We start from the raw sequence: 15,515 nt of genomic DNA on the forward strand, positions 1-15,515 counted from the left end.
TTTAGGCTTTACTTTCTCTTTCTCCAATTTCTTCCGATAGGCAAGACGTTGTGTGTCATTCATCTTCCCAATATTTTTATGAATATTATCCAGAACTTCTTTTTGCAAAGGCTGCAACTCTTTTTCTTGTGTTAATCCAGTGTACACCTGGCGTATATAAAAGTTTGTGGTGTTGTACATATTCTTAGCGTTATGACAACATTCTTGAAAATAAGAATACATACGATGCCCTTTTTTTATCCAGATTTGAAGAGTTTTATAGTTTGATGGATTTTCTTTTGCCATTTTATTCACCTTCTTGTTAAGGATATTATAGCAAAAAAGAACATATGTTTCCGTTTTTTCTCAAAAATAAAATATTTCTTTCGATTCACCTCACCACCTTCATTTACGTTTAGAGATGGGAGTCCTCTCGAAAGGCATGATAGAAAAAATCGTTTTTATAGCAAAACATATTTATTGTCTGTACACCTAATTAACTATATAATAATATGTAGTAAGAAAGCCTTTTCAAAACATTATTATTCATCAAGGGGGTACTTATAATGGAGCGAGTTCAAATGGCTGAAACGCTAGAATTTTCTCGTATTATTCAAGGATTTTGGCGTTTAGCAGAATGGAATATGACAAAACAAGAATTACTTTCTTTCATTGAAGATTGTATGGATATGGGAATTACTACTTTTGATCACGCTGATATTTACGGCGCATATACGTGTGAAGGGTTATTTGGCGAAGCTTTACAATTAAAGCCTTCCTTACGAGAAAACATGCAAATTATTACAAAGTGTGGAATCGCTCCCCCATCACCGAAATTTCCAGAACGATATGTTGCTCACTACAATACTAGTACAGAGCATATTATACAAAGTGTAGAAGCATCACTTAAAAATTTACATACAGATTATATTGACGTATTACTTATTCATCGTCCCGATCCTTTTATGGATCCAAATGAAGTGGCAAAAGCCTTTTCACAATTAAAACAAGAAGGAAAAGTTCGTCACTTCGGTGTATCTAACTTCTTACCTTCACAATTTAATATGTTAAATTCGTACTTAGATTTTCCACTTATTACGAACCAAATTGAAGTTTCTGCATTGCAGCTTGAGCATTTTGAAAAAGGAACAATTGACTTATGCCAAGAAAAACGAATCAATCCAATGATTTGGTCACCTCTTGCTGGTGGTGAGATCTTTACTGGTCAATCAGAACGTGCTGTACGTGTACGCGAAACTGTGCAAAAAGTTGCTACTGAGCTAGGTGTTTCTAATATCGATACGGTTATGTATGCTTGGTTACTTGCTCATCCAGCTAATATGATGCCAATCGTTGGCTCTGGTAAATTAGATCGCGTAAAAACTGCCGCTCTTGCTACAAAAGTTAACTTAGACCGTCAACAATGGTTTACAATTTTCGAAAGCTCTAATGGACATCCTGTACCATAATGCATAAAAAGAAGAGCTATTTTCTTACAGCTCTTCTTTTTCATATGTATTTCTAGTCATGGCAAATACACACATATCCCTTAATCCGTTTCCATCTACCGCAACACTCGCACTTTCTAACGTACCTTCTAACTTAAAACCTAATTTCTCAGGTATCGCTCTACTCTTTTTATTTAAAGAATCACAACGAATTTCTACACGGTTTGCTTTCAATTCAGAAAAAGCGTAATCCGTTATACCTTTCGCAGCCTCTACCATATAGCCTTTTCCGCTAAACCTTGTATCAATCCAATATCCGATTTCAAATTGAGGTATATCCCAATTAATACGATGCAATCCGGCTGAAGCAATAAATTCACCTGTTTCTTTCGAAAATACTAGTAATCTTAAATCCTCACGTTGCAAAAATTGAATATGTGATTTTCTAATACTTTCTTCTACTTCTTGCTCTGTTTGCTCTTTTTGTGCAAACACCATCCAAGGTTTTAGTTGTTCTATTGAAGCCTGAATTGCATCATATACAACTTTACCATCTCCTGGTTTCGGCATTCGAATAAAAAGCCTGTCAGTATAAAATTCAGAAGGAAAATCGAATAATAACGGATTCACTGTAAACACTCCCTATATTTCTTTTATATATAATAATATCCATCTCAAGTTATATAGTAAAGAATTTTCTGAATTGAAAACCTTTTACTTATTCACTTCCACCGCTACACGAATTCCAGATTCAATCGCACCTTGAATCCATCCGTGATATAGCGTTGTATGATCTCCAGCGAAGAATATTCTCCCCTCTGGTTTGACAATCGCTGGTTGCAACTCAGATTCTTGACCTGCTTGAAAAAGTGCAAATCCTCCAAGCGCATACGGATCCAATGTCCAGCTTTTTGATATTCCAGATATGAACTCATCATACACTTGACCACCTAATATTGTTGCTAAGTTGTGTAATGCGTAATAAATACGATCACCTTTTGATAAACCATCCCATAACAACGCGTCATAAGACCATGTATAGCTACCTAACATCATAGCCGGTCCTTTCTGCCCAATTCCATAACTTGGATAATAGGCATAACGAATTGGCAAATCTGTTATAATTCTGCCGCCTAATTGTCCTTGTTCTTCCCAAAATCGGCTTTTAAATTGAATTCCTATTTTCGTCGCAGGCATATAATGTAATTCACGAATTGCTTTCCATTTTTCATGAGATATAGAACCAAACGGATCTACTTCTACAAAACGCATTGTCGAAAACGGAATGGTAACAATAACTAAATCTCCTGTAATACTACTATATTCAAAAGTTTCCTCGTTCCGATAGAAAGCTGTCACACCATTATCGTGTTGATGTAGCTTCATTAATTTTTGATTATATATAATATTCTCTTCTAATTGCGGTAAAAATGACTTTGGCAATCTATCGTTCCCGCCCACAATTTCACAAAATCCGCTCTCCTCTTGCATAATGTATAGAAAGCGTAAAGTCTCTACAAACGATCGTTCCAAAAAACCTTCTAAATCTAATAGAACACCAATCATCTCAATTGTTACTGGCGAAAAGTAAGTATTATACTGATAAGGATGATACTTTAAAAATTGCCCAGTAGAGTATCTTCCAAAATCCTTTACTACAACGTCCCAATTTTTTTCTGGGTTCTTTTTTATAAAATTTATAATGGGCTGTACCGCTAACAATAATAATTCCTCTGACGTTTTTCCAACTTCATTCATTTCCACAGGATATCTTAGAATACTTGGATCTTTTTCATATTGTTTTAACGTCGTTTTCCGTCCATTTACGTATATAATATCCGTCTCATTTCTATTAATAAAAGGTCTCACCTGTAGCCCAAATTTTCTTATATATGTCATCGTTAATGTATGCGAATATGGAATCCTCATTGCTCCAACATCTAAATATAATCCGGTATCTTCCATTCTAACCGTTTCTATACGGCCACCTACCCGGTTATTTGCTTCAAAAATTTTCACATCATGTCCTGCAGCCTTTAATAAAGAGGCTGAAACTAACCCAGCCATACCAGCTCCCACTACAATAATTTGTTTTGGGCTTGTCGTCTTATTCAATCCTTTATCTATAACTTTTAACGCTTCATCCATTTCAGTGTTATACATTATATCTTTCTGCACAATTCCACCCCTTACTTCATCAAATGGACGTTAGTGGTTTAGTGCATTTTATTCATAAATCCCCATAAACATAACACTATTGCAATTTGAATATTCACTAAAAGTACATAAGAGACAGATCTCACTTTTCTTTATACTTCGTATAATATAGCAACTACAAAGAAGGAGTGGTTAAAAATGAAACATACCTATGACTATGATGCTACAAAAAAACATTTAGAATTAAAGAAACAAAACTTATGTAAAAAACTTAGCAATATGACACTATCTGAAAAAGAACGTGAACAACTAAAACGTGAAATTGACAACTATGAATATATTTTAAATCTAGTCGAAATGAATCATTATGAACGCGGATTTTCTCGTTAAAAGCGGAAATAAGATTATCCGCTTTTCATTTTGAGCATTTCACTACGCATTTTTCATAAGTAAATATATAATAGGATGTACATTAAGATTGAGAGGTATATTCTATGATCAAGTTAAGTGTATTAGACCAATCACCTATTTCAGATGGTAGCACAGCAGCCCAAGCTTTTTCACATACAGTTACGCTTGCACAAGAAGTTGAAAAACTCGGATTCACACGTTTTTGGGTATCCGAACATCATAATTCCGTAAGCTTAGCTGGTTCAAGTCCAGAAATACTTATTTCTCATATTGCCGCAAAAACGGACCGTATTAGAGTCGGTTCAGGTGGTGTTATGTTACCGCATTATAGCCCATATAAAGTTGCTGAGAATTTCCGTGTTCTAGAAGCATTGTATCCGAACCGCATCGATCTCGGTGTTGGTAGAGCTCCTGGTGGTATGCCAATAGCAACTCGCGCACTTCAAGAAGGGAAAATGGTCTCACTTGATCAATATCCAGAACAAATTGCAGACGTTGCAATGTACTTACATGATCAAGTACCAGAAAACCATCACTATGCAAACTTAAAAGCCACTCCAGTTATCCCAACGTCTCCTGAAATGTGGATGCTCGGTTCTAGCGGAGAGAGCGCTAAAATTGCTGCAAACAACGGAGCTTCTTTCGCATTTGCACAATTTATTAACGGCTTCGGAGGCCCTGAAGTTATGAGGGCTTACCAAGAACAATATCAGCCTTCATTTTTAGGAGATAAGCCTAATTCAATCGTTGCCATCTTTGTTATATGCGGAGAAACAAATGAAGAAGCGGAAAAAATTGCTTCTAGTTTAGATTTATCAATCTTATTATTAGAGCAAGGAAAACGAACTACTGGTACACCTTCTATTGAAACTGCTCAAAATTATTCATACAGCGCTTATGATTTATTCCGTATAAAAGAAAATCGTCAACGTATGATTGTTGGTGATCCGTCTTCTGTAAAAGAAAAAATAATAAACTTAAGCAAAGCATACAATACTGACGAATTTATGATTGTCACGATTACTCATCAATTTGAACATAAATTAAAGTCTTATCGCTTATTAGCAAATGCTTTTAATTTATAATTCTAAAAAGAGATGTATCACATGTGATGCATCTCTTTTTCTTACTACTTATTGTTTTCATTTCCTATATATTCAATAGCTTCTTTTAATAGCTCTTCAAAGTTAATAGGATAATCATGATCTAAGTCAGGCACAACTTTATACTTATGTTCTATATTCTTCTCTCTTAATAGTTGTACAAATTGCTGCGTGGATTCGAAACAATCTTCATCTTGATCCCCGCATACTATATATCCTTTTATATGTTTATCCTGCAGCACTCTTAACAACTCATCCCATTCTTCAATCTCGGGAAGCCATGGTGCCATAAAAACAAAACCATCTACATTTATATCTTGTTGTAAAATCGTATATAAAGCTACTCTCGCCCCTGCAGAAAAACCACCAATGATTACACTTTCTACTGTATGATTTTCTATAAACTTATTGTAATGCTCTTTTAATTCCTCTTTCCCTCTCTCTATATCATCCCAAACAAATCCATCTGAAAACTCAATTTGTGAAGACTGTGGTAAAGCTAACATATAATCTTGTGTCAACACAGATTTCCAATATGGTTCTACTATTTGTATATTTTCTTGGTCACCGTGCAATGTAAGTAGTAGATTTCCCTCTTTCTTGCTGTATATATATTTCACATCTGGTCTTTCCTTTTTATGTGCTAATTCTTCTCTTTCTTTACATAATTGCACCATTATATGAAATTCTTCAAATTTATGTAGTGATTTTAAATCTTCGTCGGAAATTAAATACTCATTTCCATACCAGAATCCCTTTTCTATAATGGCCTCTCTCATTAAATGTAATGCTTCTTTTTCAAGTCCCGATGCACTTGCGAGTGCATACTTAAAATTATATATTTGCGCCTCATTCCCTATTACACCTGTAGCGTTTTCCATTATATAATTGTACGCTTCAAAACTTCCTTTATTTGCATAACAACGTAACGTTTCATTTAATAATTGAATGTAAGTCATGCTATTTTTCATGTACCAATTCCCCCGAAACCTTTTATAATATTTTTTGCGAATCTTTATACCACTTTGTATAACCCACGCTAACAATACCTTATTCTCAAAATGATGCTTAATAGTTACTCTTCCCTGTCCAATACATTTAGTATAAATAATAATAGACTGAAAAATCAATATTTTAACAAATAAAAAAAGACAACAATATATGTATTGTTGTTTTCATTACATCTACCCGCTCTTTTGTTTTTTTCTATCTGGTTTACTTGAAACTAAATAATGTTTTTCTGAAATATATAAGTCTCTTTTTAAGCTACGATTTAAGTAAGGTCCTAGCTTCATTCCGCATATGAGGCGATCTTCGCTACCTTCAACAATTGGGAACATTTCTTTTTCTGTTACGTATTGGTCTACTGCTTTTTGTACGACATCAATTTCTTTCACTAGGCTTAAATTTTCTGCTGTATGTTCAAATACCTCAAGCGTTTCCTTCGTTATGAGAAAATCATTTGTTGGAAATGCAGGTAAATACGGTTTTAACAAATCATAATTTACTGTATAATCTTCATTTACTAATACTGTATAAACGATATTAGCATTCGTTTCTAAAAACTGAGCCATCGCTTGTTCTAATTCATCTTTCGTAATTTCCCGCTCTTCTTTTCCAGTTCTGAAAAAGCGAAACATCGCATCGCCTCCTTTTTACTATATTATAGCATAAAAGAAAACTGAAAAATCATAAAAAAACCCATTGAAATAATTTTTCAATGGGTTTCTATTATATTTATCGTTATTTTAAGAATGCACTTAGCATCCATACATGCTGTTCTAATGTTGTATGAATTGCTAACAGCATGTCAGCTGATGTTTCATCGCCAGCTTCACCTGCAACTTCCATACCTTCTTTTAATTCTTGAATAAGTGCAGAATAATCATTCACTAATGTTTGCACCATTTCTTCTGCAGATTCTTTGCTTGTCCCTTCACTGACACTAGATGTTGCGAGATATTCTTTCATTGTCGCTAATGGTTTACCTTCTAAAGCTAAAATACGTTCTGCTAACTCATCAATATACGTTCCAGCCTCATTATAAAACTCTTCAAATTTCTCATGTAATGTAAAGAAGTGTGGCCCTGTCACATACCAGTGATAATTATGTAGTTTCACATATAACACATTCCAGTTTGCTACCTGCTTGTTTAATACTTCAACAACATTTGTTTTCGTACTCATACACTCACTCCTCTTATCATTTTGTAATGTTTATCTTTTAATAACCTAATTACATTTTACCATACATTCCCTTTCCTTTCGAACAATTGGCTTATATGTAACAAAGTTTTAACACCTTTAATGCTTCCCTAATATCATTAAATTCATGTATTTTTTCAAACACTTCATACGTCTAATTGTCCAAGCTCATACATATGCATAATAGTACATCAAGCTCATCATAGTAGAAAGAGGGATAACATGGACAATCAACAATGGCAAGTAGCAAAGAAAGTAGCCGCTACTTATATCGGAACTGTCGTTGGAGCTGGATTTGCTACTGGACGAGAAATTGTTGAATTTTTCACAGTGAATGGATTATACGGGACAATTGGCATATGTGTAAGTGGATTTTTTTTTATTTGGCTTGGCACAAAGATGATGTTACTTTCATCACAAATCGGGGCATTTTCAGCGCAAGAATTTAACAAATATTTATTTGGGGATGTATTTGGGAATGTTGTAAACACATTATTATTACTCGTTTTATTCGGCGTAACGAGCGTTATGTTATCAGGGGCTGGTGCAGTATTTGAAGAGCAACTTCGCTTACCAAGACAACTCGGTATTCTTATTACAGTTATCGCTTGTCTCATTATAAGTAGCCGCGGATTACAAGGTGTTTTTGAAGTAAATACACTTGTCGTACCTATTATGATGATTTTTATTATCGGACTTGCTATTACAACCTTTTTTCACGGTACAACTCCTATTAACAACACTATTCCTGCAGAGAGCTGGAATATGAAATGGATTACTAGCCCTATTACATATGTCGCCTTAAATCTTTCTCTCGCCCAAAGTGTTCTCGTCCCATTAGCCAGTGAAGTAAAGGATCGAAAAGCTATTTTTTGGGGTGGGATTTTAGGTGGTGCTGGACTTTCTTTAATTTTATTATGCAGCCATTTAGCAATCTTATCAGTCGATCAATTTTACCAATATAACATCCCAATGGCTGAAGTCATAAGAAGATTTAATGCAACTTTTCACTTCTTTTTCGTTCTCATTATTTTCGGTGAAGTTTTCACAACTTTAGTTGGTAATGTGTTCGGAATGACAAAACAGATGCAATCTATTACTGGGTGGAAAAATAACAATATTATTTTCTTCATTTTACTAATTAGTTATTGCTTTAGCTACATCGGTTACAGTGACTTACTTCACATTCTATATCCTATCATCGGATGGGTAAGTATTGTTATACTGCCAATCATTGCGTTTAAACAACTTCAAAAAACATAAAAAAGCATCCATGTTATTGGATGCTTTTTTATGCTCATTCACAATCATCACATACTTCCCAATACGGTCCCATTTCTAATGCTAAATATGGCTTTAACTGCAACCGAATCATTCGACTAGGCATGCGCTCTAAAACAAATTGAATACCTTCTTCATCTTCGTCTAATTCAACTTTTGAAATCGCAATTCTTTGCATAGTCGTAATGGGAATTCCATCTTTATATAAAGTGATTTTCACCTCATCGTATTCATTAAAATATAATTCGACACTCATTTGATTTTTCAGTATTTCATCAACAATTTTAAATGTATTATTTTGTTCTTGGATTATATATTTCCATCCGCCTCTATCTTCTTTCGGAGCTGTTTGAAATAATGTCTCCAAATCCTCGTATAGCATAAGATAACCCCTCTCTTACTAAAAAACGATGAGTATTTTATATACCCTTTATCTCTATCACTATCCATAGCTATTGTACCATATATCAACGTTCTTACCGTATTCATTTGCTTCATACATACTTATAAAATAACTAATTCTATCTCCATTATTATGTATATTACCTCATTACTCCATACACTCTTACAAGTTCAAATAACGACAGACTTTAATCCATGCAAATATTGTCTACTCTCTGCTTTTATTAGCTCACAGCATTCACACTTTTACATATAGTAAGACTACCACAAATAAAAAAGGAGAGTGACTTATACCACTCCCCTCAAAAGACCTTCCCTATAGCTGCTAAAACTAATACGATTATTAAAATTGCAAATAATAATGAGACAATGAAACTAAAAATAGGTAACGCTTTCTTTTCATTCTTCTTAAATAGTAACTTTAAACTAAGAAAAATATTTACTGGTACAAATATAAAATAAAAATATTTAACAATTTGCACCGAGCTATTCGAAAGTGTTTTTAATATAAACACTTCAATTAGAAAAACAATAAAAAATGAAATACTTAGCCAAAATGAGACGTAACTAAGCCAAGAATGTCTTTTTGTCCCCCAATACACTCCCATAATACTCTCCTTTTATTTGTATTCTATACGTTAATAATTATACACAAAGCTAACAAATACCTCTATTTTTCGACAAACATTATGCAAAATACCATTTTAAACGTCATAAAGGAAGTTTACATCTCCATTTGATTTTACACAATAAAACAGACTACCCTCTATTGGCATAATGCTACTAGAGGTAGTCTGTTCTCTATTAGACTTTAAATCTGTCAATTAGTCCTTGCAACTCTTCAGCCATTTGAGATAACGTGCCTGCTGCAGATCCAATTTCCTCCATCGAAGCTAGCTGTTCTTCAGCTGAAGCCGCAACATTTTGTGTGCTTGTCGCATTATTTTGTGCTGTCATTGCAATTTGTCCTACCGAAATAGATACTTCATTTGCCCCTTTTGACATTCCATTAGCCGTTTCAACCATCGTCTTAATTTGATTAGCTATTTCATTTGTAGATTGTAAGATTTCAGCAAAGTTTTGCTTCGTTTCATTTGCGATAACAAGTCCAGATTGAACTTCCTCATTTACATGATTCATAGATTTGACTGTCTTACCCATATCATCTTGTATTTCACATATTAATTTACTAATTTCACTAGAAGATACGCTAGACTGCTCTGCCAATTTACGCACTTCATCTGCAACAATTGCGAAACCTCTTCCATGCTCACCGGCTCTTGCGGCTTCAATCGCCGCATTTAGAGCTAGAAGGTTTGTTTGATCTGCAATATTTTGAATTACTTCTAAAATATCACCAATTTGTTTTGATTTATTATTTAGTAATTGTATAACTGCATCTGATTGTGAAACCGATTCTGCAATAGACTGCATCTGGTTTACTGTTCTTCCTACTAGTTTCCCACCATCTTCTGCTTTTTCACGAGTATGTGCAGAAGCCGTATTAATAGATGATGAACTATTTGCTACATGTTGAATTCCTTCCGTTACATCAAACAGTAACATAGCGCCATTTTCTACGCTTGTTGTTTGCGTCGTTGCCCCACTTGATATTTCATCCATTGCGATTGTGATTTGCTCAGTCGCTTCACTTGCTTGCCTTACACTTGCAGTTAGCTCTTCTGATGCCGCTGCAACATGCCCAGCTGAATCGTTAATTCTTCCAATTAACGTCCGTAACGAATTCGTCATCTCATTAAAGCCTTTAGCAAGTTGGCCGATTTCATCATTAGAATGAATTTCAATTGTTTGCGTTAAATCCCCTTCGCTTATTTCTTTAGAGGTAACAACTAATCTCTTTAAAGGCTTCGTAATTGAAAGTGTTACAAAATAAATAAGTGCCCCGCCTACTACTAATGAGATAAGCATAACAATTAACATATTATAAAATACAGGTTGAGCAGCTTCAATTACTTCACTTGAGTACATCGTCCCACCAATTTTCCAACCTGTTTTTACATTTGTAGCAAATACCATATTCTTTTCACTACCGCCATAAGAATATGAAAAAGCACCGTGATTATCTTCATAAATTTTCTTTGCCCAAGAATCAGCCGCTTTTTCCCCTGATTTTTCTTGTGGATGAGCAATTATTTTTTGCTTTCCATCTAAAATGAAGGCATATCCTTTTTTACCAATATTAATTAACTTTGATGTTTTTAATAAATTATCTAAACTTAAATCTAGCGCAACAACTCCATTTTTATCTTCTGTTTGTTTTGCGATTGTTACGACAATATGTCCATTTCCTTTTGCCTTATATGGCTCAGTAACAACAATACCACCTTGTTTTGCAACCGCATCTTTATACCAAGAACGCTCTGTTGGATCATAGTCTGCTGCCATTTGTATATTTGGTTCTTGTACAAATTTTTTATCATTTCCGGCAACATATACTTGTTCAATATCTTTATTTAAATTTATATATTGAGATAACATTTTTCTTAATTCATCCTGATTATCTCCTTGATACATATTCCCCTGAATCACCCGTGCAAAATTATTCACATCATTAAATTTTGCATCAATCATTTGATTGATTAAATTATCCAGTATTTTTATATTGTCGTTGGCACTACTCTTAATTTGCGATTCAAAATTCTTTTTGGCTGTTTGATAAGACATGCCTCCGATAATAGACACAGCCGCAATTAAAATTACAAAGAATGAAATTAATAGCTTTTTTGCTACTTTCATATCACGAAACAAATTTAATAGTTTACCCATTATGAACCTCCTAATTTTCAAATTTAAAAGTTAAATTGAGTTAATTATGAATATTTCCCAATCCCTAATTATTATTTTCATAACCTATTATGATGAATACTTTGTAAAGTTTAAACAATTAATTTCCCTTTGTCTATATATATAAATAATATTATTATAAAATTTACAAATAGAAAAAACCAAAGGGGCACCCTTTGGTTTTTACATTTTTTTATGTTGTTTAGAAAGTTTTTTCCACTTATCACGCTCTGCTCTGGCAAGGATTGCATCTTGTTTTCTTATAAAATACGCCAGTTCTCTTTGTAATTTTTTATAGCTTTTCAAACGATCTATCGTAATAAGTCCGTTTTCAATTGCACTATACACCGCGCACCCTGGTTCATTCTCATGCTTACAATCACGGAAACGGCATGTTGTCGCAAGTTCTTCAATATCAGAGAATGTTGTTTGAATCGCTTCGCTTCCTTCCCAAAGTTGCAATTCCCTCATACCGGGAGTATCAATTACGAGAGCGCCACTTGGCAATTGAAATAACTCTCGATGCGTTGTCGTATGCCTTCCCCTACTATCCTCCTCACGTATATCTCCCGTTTTTGCTACCTCAATTCCTATTAGCGCATTTAACAAAGTTGACTTTCCTACCCCTGATGACCCAACTAAAGCAATTGTTTTCCCTGAAGAAACGAATTGTTTCAACGAATCAATACCTGTATGCTCTAAACTATCAACAACAAAAATAGGAACACCAATTGCTATAGCTTCCGTTTCTACAATTTTTTGTTCTATATCATTACATATACTACTCTTTGTTAAAACAATAACTGGCATAGCGCCACTTTCATACGCTAATAATAAATAACGTTCCATCCTTCTAACATTAAAATCATGATTAAGTGCATTCACTAAAAATAAATAATCTACATTTGCTGCTATAATCTGTTCTTCTGTTCTTGTTCCAGCCTCTTGTCTTGAGAAAGAGCTTCTTCGCTGGAAAATACGATGAATAATCGCTTTCTTTTCATCTTCTATTTTCTTTATATACACCCAATCACCAACTGCTGGATAATCGCCTTTCGTAACTGCTTCATGCCGAAACTTCCCAGACAGTTCTGCCATATATTCACCATCATTACAAATAATTCGATATATATGCTTATGCTCAAGTAAAATACGCCCTACTTCAAAGTTCTCTACAGCTTGTTCCTCAAAAAAAGAATCCCAGCCATACGATTCTAAAATATTTTGATTCAAATTGATATCCTCCCTAGTTTGTACTAAGTGGAAGGATTGCGAATTACCTTATATAATATCGCCCTTTCCATCCACCTTTGTATTTGGTTGATTATTCATATAAGTTATTTTCGCCATAATACATCACCCCGTTCTTATTTTAATTATTCTCATTATATGGAATTCTCCTATAAAAAGCTACATTATTTTACGTAATTTTCAAATAACTTGTTTTTGAGCATTCTAATTTGTCCTCGGTGACTAATTTCATCTTCTAGCACATGATACCAAAGATAGTGCTGGTTATATATTACACCGTTAGGCCACTTTCTTTCTGACATGAGCCACTCATCACTTTGTTCACTTAAATACTTCAGAGATTCTTCTCGAACACTTTGTAGAAGTTGTACATAATACTGTATTTCATGACCACGGATCGCTCTACCTGCTTCCCCTAAATACAGTGCATCTTCCCATATTTCTAATTCTTCTTTTGTAAAGTCACGATTTTGAAATGAAAAAAGCTGATGAACTTTTTCAATAGCTGCTATATGCTTTAATAAGGCGCCAATTGAATTTCCGCTGCTCTGCATAATTAAATCTAATTGCTCAACTAATAAATTTTTTACTTCGCCTAATGTTACAGCCCTCGTATGCTCCAGCATGCTTACTAATTCCCCTATAGTTTTTGTATAACCATCTACACTTCTTATTTGATAATCTATCTTCATATCACGCACCCCTTTCTGCATTCATATTATTGTAAAAATGATTCATATAATAGACTGAAACCTTTCGAAATTTTCTGTTATAATTAAATTGAATACAAAATATACCCAAACAAACTTTCTCAATATGCTTATATGAAATATTAAAAGGAATCAATATAAAATAATCGAATCTTATTCACTAAAAGGAGTGGATTCGATGGAAATGTATCAATGGCTAACCGCTGTTCTCGTTGGTGGCATTACCGGCTTCGTTTCCCATCTAATCAATAACCAAGGTAAGTTATTGCTTCCACGCCGTTTGAAAACATTTTTTCATTTTGGATTTTTAACTGACATTTTTACTGGTAGCCTAGCCGCACTTCTTGGGCTCGTTTTATTCGATGTCACCGCAATAAAAGAAATTATAAAAGTATCCATTGTAACTGCTATTTCCGGTCAAACTTTCTTACTACATCAAGCTCTTGGTGGCGAACAGGCTAAAAATACGCAAATTGGGAAAGCTGATGAGAAGATTCAAGAAATTGACAAATTATTGCGACGTTAGTGTATACTTTCTTTTAAAATTATTGTTATAATGAGAAATAAATATTTTCTATTGCGTCGTTTGTCAGGAGAAAGGGTGTTTCGTATGACAAAAAAGAAAATAGAAGATTTCTTAACAAACTCCGAAAAAGAGGAACTGCTAGAAAACTATAAATGTTTACGAGAAGCCCGCACAAAAAGCGAAGCTAACTATTTTGGTGAAGCAGTAAACCATCTATTAAATAAAGCAAAACAACGAATTATTAAAGATGCAGGTATACATGATGAAAATGCTGCAACTGTTCAATCAAAGAGAAAAGCACTGTTTTAGCTACATTAGCTAAAACAGTGCTTTTTATTTAGAATTTTTTTCTTTCCATGCTATATTCTCTCTGCCTTTATCTTTCCATTTTTACAGTTTCAAAAGTCATCTAGACCTAAAGATCAACCTAATAATATTAGCCCACGCAAACCATTTTAATAATAGATAAAATAATTGAACTAGTAATGCTACAAACTAAATAAGTTTATTAAATCGCTTCTTTTAAATCTGAATGCGGATTTGGTCCGTATTGATTGTCATTTTCTTCACTTTCAATGATAAAAAATACAAGTAAAACAACGCTACCAAACGGTACAAAATTTAATAGTTGCCACCATCCCGTTTTCCCAATATCATGTAATCGTCGTGCACCAACCGAAAAACTTGGTATAATCATTACTAACATAAATAGCAACGCAATAATAGCAACTAACACCTCTGAAAATGATGATAAAAATAACAGTAGCCAAAAAATTACGATATTGGATAAACTAAAAATCCAGTACTCTTTTCGCGTAGCTCTACCACTAAAATTCCCATAATTCTTTAGAGCTTTCAAATACCATTGCATTTAAACCTCTCCCTTTTATCCCCAATAAAATTAAAATATGTAATTATTAACAGATAAGTAGAAATATAACACAACATTTATGTAAAATCCATATCCCCATCTAAATTGCCCTCTATTTAAATAGTTTTTTCCTTCGGCATTTTTCACATTACTTTCACATCTATTTCACAAATATAAGTAGTCCGATATGCTAAACTAAGTATATCCTTTTCCAAGGAACTATATGCCGATATATAAATCCCTATCTTTATAGGGATTTTTATTTTTTGATTCCTCATAACTTTGTTACAATACATTTCTTCTACTATTTCTATACTTTTAGTAACTACTTTAATTAAAAGCACATTCATGTATTCACACTCTTAT

The 15,515-nt window shown here is 33.7% G+C and carries 18 protein-coding genes and 1 pseudogene; 6 read left to right on the forward strand and 13 right to left on the reverse strand.

The window, feature by feature from the left end:
- Positions 1-285 (reverse strand): annotated as a pseudogene (locus tag DN404_RS28040) (RNA-guided endonuclease InsQ/TnpB family protein); the annotation flags it as partial.
- Positions 286-545: 260 nt separating this feature from the next.
- Between DN404_RS28040 and DN404_RS28045 the strand changes: the two are divergent.
- Positions 546-1,448 carry an aldo/keto reductase gene (locus DN404_RS28045; RefSeq protein WP_049107628.1) on the forward strand — a complete coding sequence of 301 codons (903 nt, stop codon included), beginning with the start codon at positions 546-548 and terminating at the stop codon, positions 1,446-1,448.
- Between the two features lie 24 nt (positions 1,449-1,472).
- Here the strand turns inward: DN404_RS28045 and DN404_RS28050 are convergent, their stop codons facing one another.
- A complete protein-coding gene (locus DN404_RS28050) occupies positions 1,473-2,057 on the reverse strand; it encodes a GNAT family N-acetyltransferase (protein WP_149215729.1) in 585 nt (194 codons plus the stop codon).
- 84 nt (positions 2,058-2,141) lie between these two features.
- Entirely contained in the window at positions 2,142-3,605 is a 1,464-nt protein-coding gene (locus tag DN404_RS28055; protein WP_149215730.1) for a flavin monoamine oxidase family protein, read from the reverse strand.
- Between the two features lie 177 nt (positions 3,606-3,782).
- Between DN404_RS28055 and DN404_RS28060 the strand changes: the two genes are divergently transcribed.
- Positions 3,783-3,974 carry a DUF3896 family protein gene (locus DN404_RS28060; protein ID WP_000683359.1) on the forward strand — a complete coding sequence of 64 codons (192 nt, stop codon included), beginning with the start codon at positions 3,783-3,785 and terminating at the stop codon, positions 3,972-3,974.
- A 104-nt stretch (positions 3,975-4,078) separates the two neighbouring features.
- Positions 4,079-5,080, forward strand: a complete 1,002-nt coding sequence (locus DN404_RS28065; protein ID WP_000594045.1) for an LLM class flavin-dependent oxidoreductase — start codon at positions 4,079-4,081, stop codon at positions 5,078-5,080.
- A 44-nt stretch (positions 5,081-5,124) separates the two neighbouring features.
- Here the strand turns inward: DN404_RS28065 and DN404_RS28070 are convergent, their stop codons facing one another.
- From DN404_RS28070 to DN404_RS28080, 3 genes are all read right to left on the reverse strand, one after another.
- The gene (locus DN404_RS28070) at positions 5,125-6,069 is read right to left on the reverse strand and encodes an alpha/beta hydrolase (protein ID WP_149215731.1); all 945 of its coding nucleotides are present in this window, start codon (positions 6,067-6,069) and stop codon (positions 5,125-5,127) included.
- Positions 6,070-6,282: 213 nt separating this feature from the next.
- Positions 6,283-6,738, reverse strand: coding sequence for a DUF3939 domain-containing protein (locus tag DN404_RS28075; RefSeq protein WP_000488210.1), 456 nt, complete (start codon positions 6,736-6,738; stop codon positions 6,283-6,285).
- Between the two features lie 103 nt (positions 6,739-6,841).
- A complete protein-coding gene (locus DN404_RS28080; protein WP_000105199.1) occupies positions 6,842-7,285 on the reverse strand; it encodes a Dps family protein in 444 nt (147 codons plus the stop codon).
- A gap of 240 nt (positions 7,286-7,525) precedes the next feature.
- Here DN404_RS28080 and DN404_RS28085 point away from each other — a divergent pair, with 240 nt between their 5' ends.
- Positions 7,526-8,566 carry a YkvI family membrane protein gene (locus DN404_RS28085; protein ID WP_000370210.1) on the forward strand — a complete coding sequence of 347 codons (1,041 nt, stop codon included), beginning with the start codon at positions 7,526-7,528 and terminating at the stop codon, positions 8,564-8,566.
- 34 nt (positions 8,567-8,600) lie between these two features.
- On the opposite strand, the gene DN404_RS28090 is transcribed toward DN404_RS28085, so the two are convergent.
- The 5 genes from DN404_RS28090 to DN404_RS28110 all read right to left on the reverse strand — a co-directional run bounded on the left by DN404_RS28090 (position 8,601) and on the right by DN404_RS28110 (position 13,734).
- Entirely contained in the window at positions 8,601-8,966 is a 366-nt protein-coding gene (locus DN404_RS28090; protein ID WP_000965068.1) for a DUF3979 family protein, read from the reverse strand.
- A 322-nt stretch (positions 8,967-9,288) separates the two neighbouring features.
- On the reverse strand, positions 9,289-9,594 hold the full coding sequence (locus DN404_RS28095; protein ID WP_000539569.1) for a hypothetical protein: 306 nt from the start codon (positions 9,592-9,594) through the stop codon (positions 9,289-9,291).
- Positions 9,595-9,790: 196 nt separating this feature from the next.
- On the reverse strand, positions 9,791-11,773 hold the full coding sequence (locus tag DN404_RS28100) for a HAMP domain-containing methyl-accepting chemotaxis protein (protein WP_000517284.1): 1,983 nt from the start codon (positions 11,771-11,773) through the stop codon (positions 9,791-9,793).
- Between the two features lie 201 nt (positions 11,774-11,974).
- The gene (gene rsgA / locus DN404_RS28105) at positions 11,975-13,024 is read right to left on the reverse strand and encodes a ribosome small subunit-dependent GTPase A (RefSeq protein WP_001073088.1); all 1,050 of its coding nucleotides are present in this window, start codon (positions 13,022-13,024) and stop codon (positions 11,975-11,977) included.
- Positions 13,025-13,206: 182 nt separating this feature from the next.
- On the reverse strand, positions 13,207-13,734 hold the full coding sequence (locus DN404_RS28110; RefSeq protein WP_149215732.1) for a DinB family protein: 528 nt from the start codon (positions 13,732-13,734) through the stop codon (positions 13,207-13,209).
- A gap of 196 nt (positions 13,735-13,930) precedes the next feature.
- On the opposite strand from DN404_RS28110, the gene DN404_RS28115 reads away from it, so the two are divergent.
- Together DN404_RS28115 and DN404_RS28120 are read left to right on the forward strand one after the other, a co-directional pair.
- Positions 13,931-14,278 carry a DUF4257 domain-containing protein gene (locus DN404_RS28115; protein ID WP_000426317.1) on the forward strand — a complete coding sequence of 116 codons (348 nt, stop codon included), beginning with the start codon at positions 13,931-13,933 and terminating at the stop codon, positions 14,276-14,278.
- 84 nt (positions 14,279-14,362) lie between these two features.
- The gene (locus DN404_RS28120) at positions 14,363-14,587 is read left to right on the forward strand and encodes a hypothetical protein (protein ID WP_000162602.1); all 225 of its coding nucleotides are present in this window, start codon (positions 14,363-14,365) and stop codon (positions 14,585-14,587) included.
- Positions 14,588-14,786: 199 nt separating this feature from the next.
- Here the strand turns inward: DN404_RS28120 and DN404_RS28125 are convergent, their stop codons facing one another.
- Together DN404_RS28125 and DN404_RS31375 are read right to left on the reverse strand one after the other, a co-directional pair.
- Entirely contained in the window at positions 14,787-15,149 is a 363-nt protein-coding gene (locus DN404_RS28125) for a DUF805 domain-containing protein (RefSeq protein ID WP_001198796.1), read from the reverse strand.
- 143 nt (positions 15,150-15,292) lie between these two features.
- Positions 15,293-15,499 (reverse strand): hypothetical protein, encoded by a 207-nt coding sequence (locus tag DN404_RS31375; protein ID WP_001101741.1) that lies wholly within the window; start codon positions 15,497-15,499, stop codon positions 15,293-15,295.
- Positions 15,500-15,515 lie beyond the last annotated feature (16 nt).

Origin of the sequence: Bacillus sp. TE8-1, from assembly GCF_008368855.1 — a bacterium.
Taxonomy (GTDB): Bacteria; Bacillota; Bacilli; order Bacillales; family Bacillaceae_G; genus Bacillus_A; species Bacillus_A cereus.